The sequence below is a fragment of the Bradyrhizobium sp. Bra64 genome, assembly GCF_024519875.1.
Classification (GTDB): domain Bacteria; phylum Pseudomonadota; class Alphaproteobacteria; order Rhizobiales; family Xanthobacteraceae; genus Bradyrhizobium; species Bradyrhizobium japonicum_G.
In genome coordinates this window covers 349,324-361,688 of sequence record NZ_JALJRD010000003.1, presented here as the reverse complement: position 1 = coordinate 361,688, position 12,365 = coordinate 349,324, and the positions used below count along the sequence as shown (strand labels likewise).

13 protein-coding genes are annotated in these 12,365 nt (G+C 64.3%); 6 read left to right on the top strand and 7 right to left on the bottom strand.

All coding sequences use genetic code 11. The features are described from left to right. Nucleotides 1–161: 161 nt before the first annotated feature. The 6 genes from NR187_RS14090 (at nucleotide 162) to NR187_RS14065 (ending at nucleotide 5,927) form a co-directional block, all read left to right on the top strand. A complete protein-coding gene (locus NR187_RS14090; protein WP_063983861.1) occupies nucleotides 162–401 on the top strand; it encodes a hypothetical protein in 240 nt (79 codons plus the stop codon). Nucleotides 402–628: 227 nt separating this feature from the next. Next, nucleotides 629–3,025, top strand: a complete 2,397-nt coding sequence (locus NR187_RS14085) for a TonB-dependent siderophore receptor (RefSeq protein ID WP_211383560.1) — start codon at nucleotides 629–631, stop codon at nucleotides 3,023–3,025. A gap of 2 nt (nucleotides 3,026–3,027) precedes the next feature. Further along, a complete protein-coding gene (locus tag NR187_RS14080; RefSeq protein WP_211383419.1) occupies nucleotides 3,028–3,717 on the top strand; it encodes a Fe2+-dependent dioxygenase in 690 nt (229 codons plus the stop codon). Next, nucleotides 3,714–4,643, top strand: coding sequence for a tonB-system energizer ExbB (gene exbB, locus NR187_RS14075; protein ID WP_256806783.1), 930 nt, complete (start codon nucleotides 3,714–3,716; stop codon nucleotides 4,641–4,643). Before NR187_RS14080 ends, exbB begins: the two co-directional genes overlap by 4 nt. Before the next feature lie 3 nt (nucleotides 4,644–4,646). Beyond that, nucleotides 4,647–5,102 carry a TonB system transport protein ExbD gene (gene exbD / locus NR187_RS14070; RefSeq protein WP_211383421.1) on the top strand — a complete coding sequence of 152 codons (456 nt, stop codon included), beginning with the start codon at nucleotides 4,647–4,649 and terminating at the stop codon, nucleotides 5,100–5,102. A gap of 9 nt (nucleotides 5,103–5,111) precedes the next feature. Then, on the top strand, nucleotides 5,112–5,927 hold the full coding sequence (locus NR187_RS14065; RefSeq protein ID WP_256806781.1) for an energy transducer TonB: 816 nt from the start codon (nucleotides 5,112–5,114) through the stop codon (nucleotides 5,925–5,927). Here NR187_RS14065 and NR187_RS14060 read toward each other — a convergent pair. From NR187_RS14060 to NR187_RS14030, 7 genes are all read right to left on the bottom strand, one after another. Then, nucleotides 5,915–6,337 carry a hypothetical protein gene (locus NR187_RS14060; protein WP_211383561.1) on the bottom strand — a complete coding sequence of 141 codons (423 nt, stop codon included), beginning with the start codon at nucleotides 6,335–6,337 and terminating at the stop codon, nucleotides 5,915–5,917. The two genes, NR187_RS14065 and NR187_RS14060, sit on opposite strands and share 13 nt — an antisense overlap. 63 nt (nucleotides 6,338–6,400) lie before the next feature. Continuing rightward, on the bottom strand, nucleotides 6,401–7,081 hold the full coding sequence (locus tag NR187_RS14055) for a site-2 protease family protein (protein WP_211383423.1): 681 nt from the start codon (nucleotides 7,079–7,081) through the stop codon (nucleotides 6,401–6,403). A 149-nt stretch (nucleotides 7,082–7,230) separates the two neighbouring features. Continuing rightward, on the bottom strand, nucleotides 7,231–7,623 hold the full coding sequence (locus NR187_RS14050; RefSeq protein WP_211383424.1) for a GFA family protein: 393 nt from the start codon (nucleotides 7,621–7,623) through the stop codon (nucleotides 7,231–7,233). Beyond that, on the bottom strand, nucleotides 7,620–8,777 hold the full coding sequence (locus NR187_RS14045) for a serine hydrolase (RefSeq protein WP_256806780.1): 1,158 nt from the start codon (nucleotides 8,775–8,777) through the stop codon (nucleotides 7,620–7,622). Before NR187_RS14045 ends, NR187_RS14050 begins: the two co-directional genes overlap by 4 nt. A 26-nt stretch (nucleotides 8,778–8,803) precedes the next feature. Next, a complete protein-coding gene (locus NR187_RS14040; RefSeq protein WP_211383426.1) occupies nucleotides 8,804–9,550 on the bottom strand; it encodes an SDR family NAD(P)-dependent oxidoreductase in 747 nt (248 codons plus the stop codon). An 18-nt stretch (nucleotides 9,551–9,568) separates the two neighbouring features. Next, on the bottom strand, nucleotides 9,569–10,300 hold the full coding sequence (locus NR187_RS14035) for an SDR family oxidoreductase (protein ID WP_256806779.1): 732 nt from the start codon (nucleotides 10,298–10,300) through the stop codon (nucleotides 9,569–9,571). A gap of 138 nt (nucleotides 10,301–10,438) precedes the next feature. Next, nucleotides 10,439–12,268 (bottom strand): IlvD/Edd family dehydratase, encoded by a 1,830-nt coding sequence (locus NR187_RS14030; protein ID WP_211383428.1) that lies wholly within the window; start codon nucleotides 12,266–12,268, stop codon nucleotides 10,439–10,441. Nucleotides 12,269–12,365 lie beyond the last annotated feature (97 nt).

Below are 12,365 nucleotides of genomic sequence, written 5' to 3'. Positions count from 1 at the left end.
CTTGTGCAATGCCCGGAAGCGGTGTGCACGGGACAGGCCGGCGCCGCGCGGGAGCCGCGATGGGGCGGTTCGCAAGAACGGTTCTAAATCGTGCGGAGGCCGTTTCGGTTGTCAGGAAATCCGGCATCGGCCATATCGGCGCGCTACAACGGGAGCGCGGCATGGACGAACTGAACGGCAAGCTGATCGCGTGTCAGATTCTGATCACGGGACTGATCGCGCGCGTCGCCAACGAGCAGCGTGATCCGTTGCGCTTCCTCACCGACTTCCGCGACGAGATCAAAGCCGTGGTTGGCGGCGTCAACATCGCCGGCATGGACAACAGCGATCGCGTGCGCGCCGTCGCGCAGAAAACCGTCGATGAATTGTTCTCGCTGATGAAGCCACCGAGCAGCGACTGACGATTCGAACGCGATAGTGATCTCGCGGCATTTTTCGCGATCTCTTTAGAACGAATCCAATCCTGCTTTAGAACGATTTCAAACTGCAGTTTAGAATCGTTTTGATCTGGACTTATTCAAGGGGTTCTCGCGGCTTGCTCGCATTGACCCGCTATTTTGCGGCCGATACCAACACTCCAATCGTTCATCGAATTGAATGGACGAACAGGAATATGGGGCGTGTGGTAATGGGGCAGGTGGTCGCACCGAAGTCGTTGCGTTCGGTCGCAGCATTCGATGAAAAGTTCACGAGCGTTTCCGGCAAGAAGGTCTCCGCTGTTGCGGGTCTGATCGCGGCAGCATCGGTGTCGAGCGGCGCGGAAGCGCAGCAGTCGAACCTGCCGCCGGTCACGGTCGATGCGCCGGTTCAGCGTCCGCGCCCGACGGCCTCGAAGCCGACGCCGGATCAGGTCCGCGCACGCAATGCGCTTCGTCGCGCCGCGCAGCGTCAGCAGGCGGCGCAGCAGGCCGCTCCCACCGTCCCCGCCGGCGACGTCGACCGCAATCCGTATTCCGATCCGGCGGCGCCCTACAAGGTCGACCATGTCCAGGCCTCCGGAAAGTTTCCCGAGCCGATGCTGAACACGCCGAAGACCATCACCGTGCTCAGCAAGGAAGTGCTCGAGGACAAGAACGCCACGACGCTGAAGGAGATCGGGCGCTCGACCGCCGGCGTGACGCTGGGATCGGGGGAAGGCGGCAACGCGTTCGGCGACCGTTTCTTCATCCGCGGCTTCGATGCGCGCAACGACGTCTTCATCGACGGCATCCGCGATCCCGCGGTCTCGATCCGCGAAAACTTCTTCACCGAGCAGATCGAGATTCTGCGTGGCCCGGCCTCGTCCTACGCCGGCCGCGGCACCGCCGGCGGCGCCATCAACATCGTCACCAAGCAGGCCGGCGACGTCAACTTCAAGCGGATGGACACCGAGTTCGGCACCGACCGGACCAAGCGCGTCACGCTCGACGTCAACCAGGTCATCGACCCGACTTTTTCGGTGCGTGTTGGCGGCCTGTTCCAGGACGCCAACGTCGCCGGCCGCAACTACGTGACCGATGATCGCTGGGGCTCGTTCATCTCGACCAAGTACACCCCGACCAACGACATCAAGATCACGACGAACTACGTCCACACAGACCTCAGCGGCCTGCCGGATTTCGGCGTGCCCTATTACAAGCAGGGCAATGTCCCGGTGACGTCGGCCGGCATTCCGCGCGGCACCTGGTACGGCTTCCTCAACCGCGACTTCCAGACCGCGCGGCAGGATTTCGGTACCGGGACGATCGAATACAAGGTCAACGAGGCCATTACACTCAGCAGCAAGGTGCGCGGCGAGCACTCGCTGCTGAATTATATCGGCACGCTGCCGCAGAACCCGAACACGACCAGCCCCAATCCGCTGCTCTGGACCACGACAGCGAGCGCACAGAGCCGCTACCAGAACGTGGACGTGTGGGCCAACCAGAACGAGGCCACGTTCAAGCTCGACACCGGCGGGGTCAAGCACACCGCGGTGTTCGGCGTGGAATATACGAACGAGAACATCTCGATCGATCGGTACACCGGCCTTTCGTCCGAACTGTTCGGCGGCGGCTCGACCAGCAACGGGGCGGTCACGGGGGTCAATCTCTACTCGCCGCAGTACACCAACATTCCCTTCAGCAACACGCCGTCGCTGGTTGGAAATCCGACGCGCTACGGCGTCAACACTAGCAGCGTCTACGTCATGGACACCGCGAACTGGCAGGACACCATCATCGTCAATGGCGGCGTGCGCTACGACGGCTACAGCCAGAGTTCGTCGACAAACTCGGCCTACCTCAAGCAAAGCAGCGATCTCGTCAATTACAACGTCGGTCTGGTCTACAAGCCGATGTCGATCGGCAGCCTCTATGCAGCCTACGCGACCTCGGCCAATCCGTTCGGCTCGGAGCTCGACGCGACCGGCACCGACTACGGCGGTGTTCCCGCCAACTCGACCATCTTGCTCGGGCCCGAACGCAACAAGGCTGCCGAAATCGGCACCAAATGGGAGCTGGCGGACCGCCACCTGCTTGTCAGCGCCGCGCTGTTCCAGACCACGAAGGACAATGCGCGCGAGACCGTCAGCGGCCTGCTGACCTCGGGCGCTGCCTACAGGATCCAAGGCATCGACATCGAGGCCGAGGGCAAGATCACCGACCGCTGGAGCATCTTCGGCGGCCTGGTGCTGATGCAATCGAAGGTCACGCAGAGCGGCGTTGCCTCAAATCTCGGCCTGCAGCTTGCCAACGTGGCCCATCAGTCGTTCAGCATGCTGACCAAATACAAGTTTGACGACGGCTGGGAGCTGGGCGGGCAGGCGGTCTATCGCTCGAAGGTCTATGGCGGCACGTTCGCGGCCAATACCGGCAACGAGCTGCCGAGCTACTGGCGCTTCGATGCGTTCGTCGAGAAGAAGATCGACAAGAACTGGACCATGAAGTTCTACGCCCAGAACCTCACCAACAAGCTCTACTACGACACGCTCTATCGCAGCGCGGTGCCGTTCGTCGCGGTCGCGCCGGGACGGGCGTTCTACCTCATCACGACGGCGAAGTTCTGATCATGTTGACGTGCCTGTCTGGCGTTCTCAGCAAGGATGATGTGGCGGATTTCCGCCGCATCATGGACGCCAGCGAATGGGAGGACGGACGCTCCACCGCCGGCTCGCAGTCGGCGATGGTCAAGCGCAACCAGCAATTGCCGCCGGACAGCGAGGTCGCGCGCAAGCTCGGCAACCGCGTCATCACGGCGCTGACATCGAATCCACGTTTCGTCGCGGCGGCTGTACCGCTGCAGATCTTCCCGCCGCTGTTCAACCGCTATGCGGCCAGCAGCGGCCACCATTTCGGCCTGCACGTCGACAATGCGATCCGCGGCGACCGCCTGACCGGCCTTCGCATCCGCACAGACCTGTCGGTTACGCTGTTCCTGGCCGAGCCGGAAGAGTATGACGGTGGCGAACTTGTGATCGAGGACACCTACGGATCCCACGAAGTCAAGTTGCAAGCCGGGGACTGCGTGCTCTATCCCTCGACCAGTCTGCATCTGGTCACCCCGGTGACGAGGGGAACGCGGGTCGCGTCTTTCTTCTGGCTTCAGAGCATGATACGGGACGATCAAGCCCGGAGCATGATCTTTGACCTCGACACCGCGATTCAGGCGCTGGTGGAACGGCTCGGGCGTGACGATCCCGAAACGGTCAAATTGACGGGTATCTATCACAACCTCATTCGCTACTGGGCCGAAGTATGAAGATCATGTCCTTCCAAGCAAGCCTTGCCGCAGCTCTGATGCTGGCGGCCGCCGGGCTCGCATCCCCCGTTTCTGCCCAGACACAAACAGCGCCCGCGGCACCCGTCCAATCGACGGCTCAGCCGTCTGCGGTCAGCCCGGCCCCGGTTGCCGCTCCAGCCGCGGCGCCTGCGGTTTCCTCGGTCACCGCACCGGCGGCGGCAAAGTCCGATACGGCGGCCGGCGTTGCGCCGGCCATGAAGGAATTGTCGCCCTGGGTGATGTTCCAGTCGGCGGACGTCATCGTGAAGGCGGTGATGATCGGGCTCGCCTTTGCATCGCTGATGACTTGGACGGTGCTGATAGCCAAGTCGATCGAGCTGTCGGTCGCCTCGACCAGGCTTCGTTCGGCGCTGAAGAAGATCGCGGAAGCGCGCTCGCTCGCGGAAGCGCAGATGGCGCTCGGCGCCAAGGAGGGCATCCTGCCGTCCTTTCTGGCGGCGGCGCTGCGCGAGGCGCGGATGTCGGCCGGCCTGTCCAGCGATGCCGGCATCAAGGAGCGCGCCGCTTCGAGCTTTTCCGAGATCGTGCGCGCGGAGGCGCGGCGCATCCGCGTCGGCATGGGCGTGCTCGCGACCATCGGCTCGACCTCGCCCTTCGTCGGCCTGTTCGGCACGGTGTGGGGCATCATGAACAGCTTCATCGGCATCTCGAAGTCGCAGACCACGAACCTCGCCGTCGTCGCGCCCGGTATCGCCGAGGCGCTGCTCGCCACCGCGATCGGTCTGGTCGCCGCCATTCCCGCCGTCATCATCTACAACCACTTCTCGCGGGTGACGAAGAGCTATCTCGAGCTCGTCAGCCGTGCCTCGGGTGCGGCGGGGCGGCTACTCTCGCGCGATCTCGACCGCAGCCACGGCAGCGTGCATTCGCGCGCGGCGGAGTGAACCATGGCCGTTTCGCTCGCAGACAACGACGACGACGACGATTTCTCGGAAACGCATGACATCAACGTCACGCCGTTCATCGACGTCATCCTGGTGCTGCTGATCATCTTCATGGTCGCAGCTCCGCTTTCGACCGTCGATCTGCCGATCGATCTGCCGACATCGAGCGCGACGCCGCAGAAGAAGCCGGACAAGCCGACTTATCTCAGCATCAAGCCCGATTTGACGCTCGCGATCGGGGAAAACCCGGTCCACCGGGCCGAGCTGCTCGGCACCCTCGACGGCCTGTCCGACATGAGCAAGGACAAGTATGTCTTCCTGCGCGCCGACAAGTCGGTGCCGTATGGGGAGTTGATGGGCGTCATGGAGCTGCTGCGCTCGGGCGGCTATACGCGGGTCAAGCTGGTCGCGCTGGAAGGCGCGCCGGGGGCGCCTGCGGCAGGCGCCGCTCAGCCGTAGAGGCCCGCCATGTCTGACGAATCCAGACCATCCCGGAAGCTTTGGATTTTGGCAGCGGTGGCAGCGCTCGCGCTCCATCTGGGCGGTGCCGCGCTCGCGCTGGCGCACCTGAAGACCGATGACGTCGACGATGGCCTGGGCGCGGCCGGCGCGGAGTTCGCCGTCGAGATGGCGTCGCCGAAGGCGCCTGACGCCGACCTTCCGCCGGGACCGGACAGCGAAGCGATGCAGGAGCAGCAGGCGCTTCCCGAGCAGAAGGCCGAGACCAAGGAAACCGAGCTGCCAAAGGATCAGTCGCAGCAGGTCGACGATCCCGATCGGGTCGTCACCGAAAATATCTCGAAGAAGCCGCAGGACGAGGATCCGAAGATCGCGGCGGTCGAAACTCCCGCTGCGGAGGCTTCGCCGCAGTCGGTTGCGACCGCACGGCAGACACTCGATGAGGACGCGCGCGAAGCCGAGAAGGCCCTGGCGCCCGTGCTGGGCATCGGCAAGGACATCTTGAAGATAACGGCCGACTGGAACCGCAAGATCAGCGCGCACCTGGCGGCCCACAAGGTCAATCCGGAAGGCAAGGAGCCCAACAATCAGAAGGTGAAGGTAAGCTTCGCGATCAACCGGCGGGGCAACGTCCTTTCGGTCGACGTCTTGGAATCGTCCGGAGACGCAGCTTACGATGCTGCCGCGGTCTCGATCGTCCGCAAGTCCGATCCGATCCCGCAGCCGCCTGCCGGGCTGACCGAAGATCGGTTCGAGCGCACCGTCGACATCATCTTCACGCCGCCGGACGCAAAGAAAAAGAAGAAGACGGCTCAGCGCCAGTAGAGCCGGATCCCGACATAGACCACGACCAGGCAGGCGAAGATCAGCGCCACCGGGAGCGGCCGTTTCTGGGTTCCACCGGATGCCGTCGCGGCGAAGAAGGCAGCCTTCTTCGGCTTCGGGGCTGGCCGGCGGAAGGCGGTAACATTGTCCGCTGCCGGCTCGGCCGCGCGAATGCGGACGTCGGGCGGGGTTCCGGCGCCGCCCATCTCGGCATAATAGGCCTTGTAGATCGCGCCGATGGTGGCCTCGGTGGCATCACCCTCGTCCATCTGTGCCAGCAGGTTCTTGTAGCTGACGAGAAACTCCTGCGCCTCCGGAGGCAGCGCGGAAGACCCGTTGAGCTTGGCCATCATCCTCCAGGTGGCAAAATCCGCGCGGGCGCGGGTATCGGCGCGTCGCGCGATCAGCATATCGGCAGCTTTGACCAAGTCGGCCTCGGGCCCTTCGGCTTGTGTTCGGGTGGCGCTGTTCAACTACGCATTGCCGGTCAGGAAGAGAACAGCCTGAATCACATAACCGGTCAACGTTCGCAGTATTGCTGAAATAACATCAAGATTTAGACCGAACTGGGAGCCCGCCAGCGGCAGCAGTATCAGGAGACCGATCAGGATCAGCATCCCGAACGGCTCGAGCCGGGCCAGCGGCAAGGCGAGCGGACGAGGCAGCAGCCCGACCGCGACCCGCCCGCCGTCGAGCGGCGGGATTGGCATCATGTTGAACACCGCCAGCACCGCGTTGATCAGCAGCGCGTTCTTGAGGTTGTCGAAAATCCACTGCGCCGAGCCGGCGGGTGCAAAGGGCAGGGCGTGCAGGGCCAGAGCCGCGACGAGCGCCAGCAGGATGTTGGTGACCGGCCCGGCCAGCGCCACCCAGACCATGTCGAGCTTGGGGTTGTTGAGGTTGCGGAAGTTGACCGGCACCGGTTTGGCATAGCCGAACAGGAACGGCGAATGCGCGAACAGCAGCATCGCCGGCAGGATCAGGGTGCCGAACGGGTCGATGTGGCGCAGCGGATTGAAGCTGACGCGGCCGAGCTGCCGGGCCGTGTTGTCACCAAGGCGGTTCGCGACGAAAGCGTGCGCGGCCTCGTGGAAGGTGATGGCGAGCACCAGCGGCAGCACCCACACCGACAGGTCATAGAAAGAGATGTTCACGGCTCGTCCGTCCCGGTTTGCCCGCGGCCTTGTTAGCCGTCCCAGCCAAACCGGTGGTGCAGCAACGCTTCACCTCAACATAGGGCGGCCAGGTCCGAAATGCCACGCTGCAGATGATCGGTCGGGCCTGCCGATCCCGCCGGGGCGAGCTATGTCGGGATCGTCCCCGGGTATTGCGTCAGGCCGTCGTCGAGCTTCAGCCAGGCGAGCTTTTCCGAGACCCAGATGTGCTCGGTCGGCGCAAAGGCGTTGCGGTCGTCGAAGGTCGTGAGCGCAACGCCCGCCAGCGTGCCGTTGCGCCGCCAGGAGAACAGGCGCGTGCCGCAGCGCTTGCAGAACACGCGGTCGATGTTCTCGGACGACGCATAGCGCCCGGTATCGCCCTCGACCGTCAGCGCGCGCTGGTCGAACTGCGCGCGGGCGAAATAGGGCGATCCCATCGCCTTCTGGCACATGCGGCAATGGCAGATGCGGACGTTGAGCGGCTCGCCCTCCGCTTTGAACCGCACCGCGCCGCACAGGCATCCACCTTCCCGGATCATGCGACCCGCCACTCGGCGACCTGACGCGCCATGCTCCAGTTGAGGTTGTCGAGATCGCCATCCATGTTGGAATTCCCGCGCCTTGTGTTGGTGAGGGCGGCCCAGCAGAAGCCGCCATGGGTGCGCACGGCAATCGTGCTCGTGCCCGGCAGGCTGCCATTGTGCCACCAATTGCCGAATTTGTTGACGCAAAAACCCTTGGCATAGTCCGGGCTGTAGCTGGGCGCGGTGGTCATGACCTCTATGGTGCGCGGCCGCAGGATGTTCGACGGCCGAGAATAGCCGTCCACATGCATCAGGAACTGCACGAGGTCGGTCGGCGTCGCCATCCAGCCGCCATGGGAATCCATCCGCCGGACGTTCATGCCGTAGGGATTTTCGCCCTGACCGTAATAGACGACTTCGCCGGCCTGGCGCTGGTCGCGGGTGTTGCCCGCAATCGTCATGTCGGTGACGCCGCAGCGTGCAAGCACGTCGGTGCGGACATGCTCGGCATAGGGCTGGCCGGTGAGCTTCTCGATCACGCGGCCGAGCACGCAGTAGCCGAAATTGGAATAGGCGTAATGCTGGCCCGGCGTCCGCTCCAGCGGCCGGTTGGCGAGCGTCCAGGCGATCAGCTCGGCATGGTCCATCCGCGGATGGGTGAACATGGGATCACGGTTGTCGTTGCTCCAGCCGCCGGCGGTGTGGGTCAAGAGATGCTCGAGCGTGATCTGGTCGATGCCGGCGGAGTAGGGCGGCTGTCCGCAATCGGTGCCGAGCAGCGCGCCCGGGCCGAACACGCGATCCGTCAGCTTGAGGCGGTTCTCCTCGATCAGGCGGAAGATCGTGACCGAGGTGATCATCTTGCTGACGCTGGCGATCCGGAACAGCTGCCGCGGCGTCACGGCCTCGTTCCGCTCGGTATCTGCAAGACCGAAGGCGTCCTCATGGACAACAGTGCCGGCATAGCCGATCGCAACGGACAGCGCCGGCACGCCGTATCTGTCCATGAAGCTGTGCGCGAGCCGAGCCATGGCGCCGCGCTCGGCCGGCGAGGGCGGACGGATGCTCGGCGGGGTGGGCGTCAGTTGCGCGAGCGTCGTCGACGACAGCAGCGGCAGCGCGGCTGCGCCCGCTGCGAGCTTCACGAAATCCCGACGCTCAAGCCGCATGGTCCGCCCCTGCGGGCGGTACTGCCTCAGTACGTCGCCCGTCCCCCGGAAATATCAAACACCGCGCCGGTGGAGAAGGCACAATCTTCGGATGCGAGCCAGGCCGCCATCGCGGCGAGCTCTTCCACCAGAACAAAGCGGCCTTTGGGAATCTTCGACAGCATGAAGTCGATGTGCTGCTGCGTCATCTGGTCGAAGATCGCGGTCTTTGCCGCCGCCGGCGTCACCGCATTCACCAGAATGTCATGTGCAGCGAGCTCCTTGCCGAGCGATTTCGTCAGCGCGATCAGGCCGGCCTTGGACGCCGAATAGTGCGAGGCGTTCGGATTGCCCTCCTTGCCGGCGATCGAGGCGATGTTCACGATGCGCCCGTATTTCTGCTTGAGCATTGTGGGCACGATCGCCTTGCAGCAGATGAAGGGGCCGTCGAGGTTGATGCGCAGGACTTTCCGCCACTCCTCGAGATCGGTCTCCCAGACCGGCTTGTTGACGCCGGCGATGCCGGCATTGTTGACCAGTATGTCGATCTTGCCGAAGGCGGCCAGCGTCGCATCGCGGGCCTGCTCGACGGCTGCGGTGTCGGTGACGTCGACCTTGAAGACGCGGACATTGTCGCCGATCTCCTTGGCGGTCTTCTCGGCGAGAGCAGAGTCGAAGTCCCAGATCGCGACCTTGGCGCCTGAGGCGACGAAGCGCTGGGTGATGGCGCGACCAAAGCCCTGCGCGCCGCCGGTGACGATGGCGACGCGGCCGTCGAGATCGATCTTGTTCATGCGAGGAGCCCTTGACCGTCAGAGCATGTAGCCGCCGTCGACGACGAGGTCGACGCCGGTGGTGAAGGCGCTTTCGTCACTGCCGAGATAGACCGCCATGGACGCGATCTCGTCGGCGGTGCCGAGCCGGCCCATCTTCTGGCGGGAGACGAACATCTCCTTGCCTTGCGGCCCCTGCGCGGCGGCGCGGTCGAGCATCGAGGGCGTCTCGACGGTGCCCGGGCAGATGCTGTTGCAGCGGATGCCCTTGGTGATGAAGTCGAGCGCGACCGCGCGCGTCAGCAGTGACACCGCGGCCTTGGACGCGCTGTAGACGTAACGGTTGGCCGGCGGCCGCAGCGCGGCGCAGGACGAGATGTTGACGATGCTGCCGCCGCCGCCCGCGAGCATGTCCGGCAGGAATGCCCGGATGGTCCGGTGCATCGACTTGACGTTGAGGTCGAACGAGAAATCAAAATCCTCTTCCGAGCACTCCAGGATCGTGCCGTGATGCACGAAGCCTGCCGCGTTGAGCAGGATGTCGACCTTGCCGATGCGCTTGGCGAAGGCGTTGACGTCGGCGGTGTTGCGGACGTCGAGTTTTGCCGTCTCGGCGATGCCTTCCCTGGCAAGGCTCGCGATGCCGCTCTCGTTGATGTCGGTGGCGATGACGGTGGCGCCTTCACGCGCGAATGCGATCGCGCATGCGCGCCCGATGCCGGCGGCTGCAGCCGTGACGACGGCGCGTTTTCCCTTGAGGCGGTCTGCCATTTTGTTTTTCTCCTCTGAATTTCTTGCCGTCAATCCGGGGCGCGCCTCTTGGCGCGAGCCCGGAATCCATTATGCGACGGATTCGATGGCTAGATGGATTCCGGGCTCGCGACTTCGTCGCGCCCCGGAATGACAGTGCTAGTGATTATCCCGCGCCACGCCAAACGTGCCGGCGACGTTCTGGTAGCGCGTGGCGAGCTCCATGCAGGCGCCGGTCGACTGCTGGCCGACGGTGTTGCGATAAAGCTCCTGCCACGGCGTCTGATTCGGCGGATGCTTGAAGCCGCCACTGGCCTTGAGCTCGGCGTGGCGCTTCTTCACCTCGTCGTCGGAGATGAGAATGTTGGCGCTGCCCTTGTTGAGGTCGATGCGCACCTTGTCGCCGTTCCTGAGGATCGCAAGCCCGCCATTGGCGGCGGCTTCCGGCGAAGCGTTCAGGATTGAGGGCGAACCGGAAGTGCCGGACTGGCGTCCGTCGCCGATGCAGGGCAGGGACAGGATGCCGCGTTTGATCAGCGCCGCCGGCGGCTGCATGTTCACGACCTCGGCGCCGCCGGGATAGCCGATCGGCCCGGTGCCGCGGATGAACAGCACGCAGCGCTCGTCGATCTCGAGCGCGGGATCGTCGATCCGCTCGTGGTAATCCTCGGGACCCTCGAACACGACGGCGCGGCCTTCGAAGGCGTTGAGGTCCTTCGGGTTGTTGAGATAGCGGTCGCGGAATTCCTTGGAGATCACGCTGGTCTTCATGATCGCGGAATCGAACAGATTGCCCTTCAGCACCAGGAAGCCGGCGTCTTTCACCAGCGGCTTGTCGTAAGCCCAGATCACGTCGTTGTCGGGCTTCGGCGCATCGGCGCAGTTCTCGCCGATGCCGCGGCCGTTGACGGTGACCGCGTCCTCATGGATGCGCTTGTGCTTCATCAACTCGCGCACCACCGCCGGCACGCCGCCGGCGCGGTGGAATTCCTCGCCGAGATAGAAGCCGGCCGGCTGCATGTTGACCAGCAGCGGCACGTCGTGGCCGAATTTCTGCCAGTCGTCGATCGACAGCTCGACACCGATGTGGCGGGCCAGCGCATTGATGTGGATCGGCGCATTGGTCGAGCCGCCGATCGCCGAGTTGATGACGATGCAGTTCTCGAACGCCTTGCGGGTCAGGATGTCCGACGGCTTGAGGTCTTCCCAGACCATCTCGACGGCGCGCTTGCCGGTCTCATAGGCGATCTGGCCGCGTTCGCGGTAGGGCGCGGGGATCGCCGCGCAGCCCGGCAGCGAAAAGCCGAGCGCTTCGGCAAGCCCGTTCATGGTCGAGGCGGTGCCCATGGTGTTGCAATGGCCGACCGAGGGCGCCGAAGACGCGACGATCTCCATGAACTCTTCGTAGTCGATCTCGCCGGCGGCGAGGCGCTCGCGCGACTTCCAGACGATGGTGCCCGAGCCGGTGCGCTCGCCATTGTGCCAGCCGTTCAGCATCGGGCCGCCCGACAGCACGATCGCGGGCAGGTTGACGGTGGCCGCCGCCATCATGCAGGCCGGCGTGGTCTTGTCGCAGCCGGTGGTCAGCACGACGCCGTCGAGCGGATAGCCGTAGAGGATCTCGACCAGGCCGAGATAGGCGAGATTGCGGTCGAGCGCCGCGGTCGGGCGCTTGCCGGTCTCCTGGATCGGATGGGTCGGGAATTCCATCGCGATGCCGCCGGCCTCGCGGATGCCTTCGCGGACGCGGTGCGCCAGCTCGATATGGTGGCGGTTGCAGGGGGAGAGGTCGTTGCCGGTCTGGGCGATGCCGATGATCGGCTTGCCGGACTGGAGCTCGGTTCGGGTCAGGCCGTAGTTCAGATAGCGCTCCATATAGAGCGCGGTCATGCCCGGATTATGCGGGTTGTTGAACCATTCCTGCGAGCGAAGGTGGCGGCGAGCGCCGTTGCCGGCGGGGGCATGCCCATTGGTTGGCTTTTTTGTCATTGGTTTCTCCTGCAATGCAAACGCACTGACGTCCGTTTTACTGACGTCCGTTTTATGGTGTCGGCTTGTGCGATGCCCAACGGCGCGAGCGATGGTC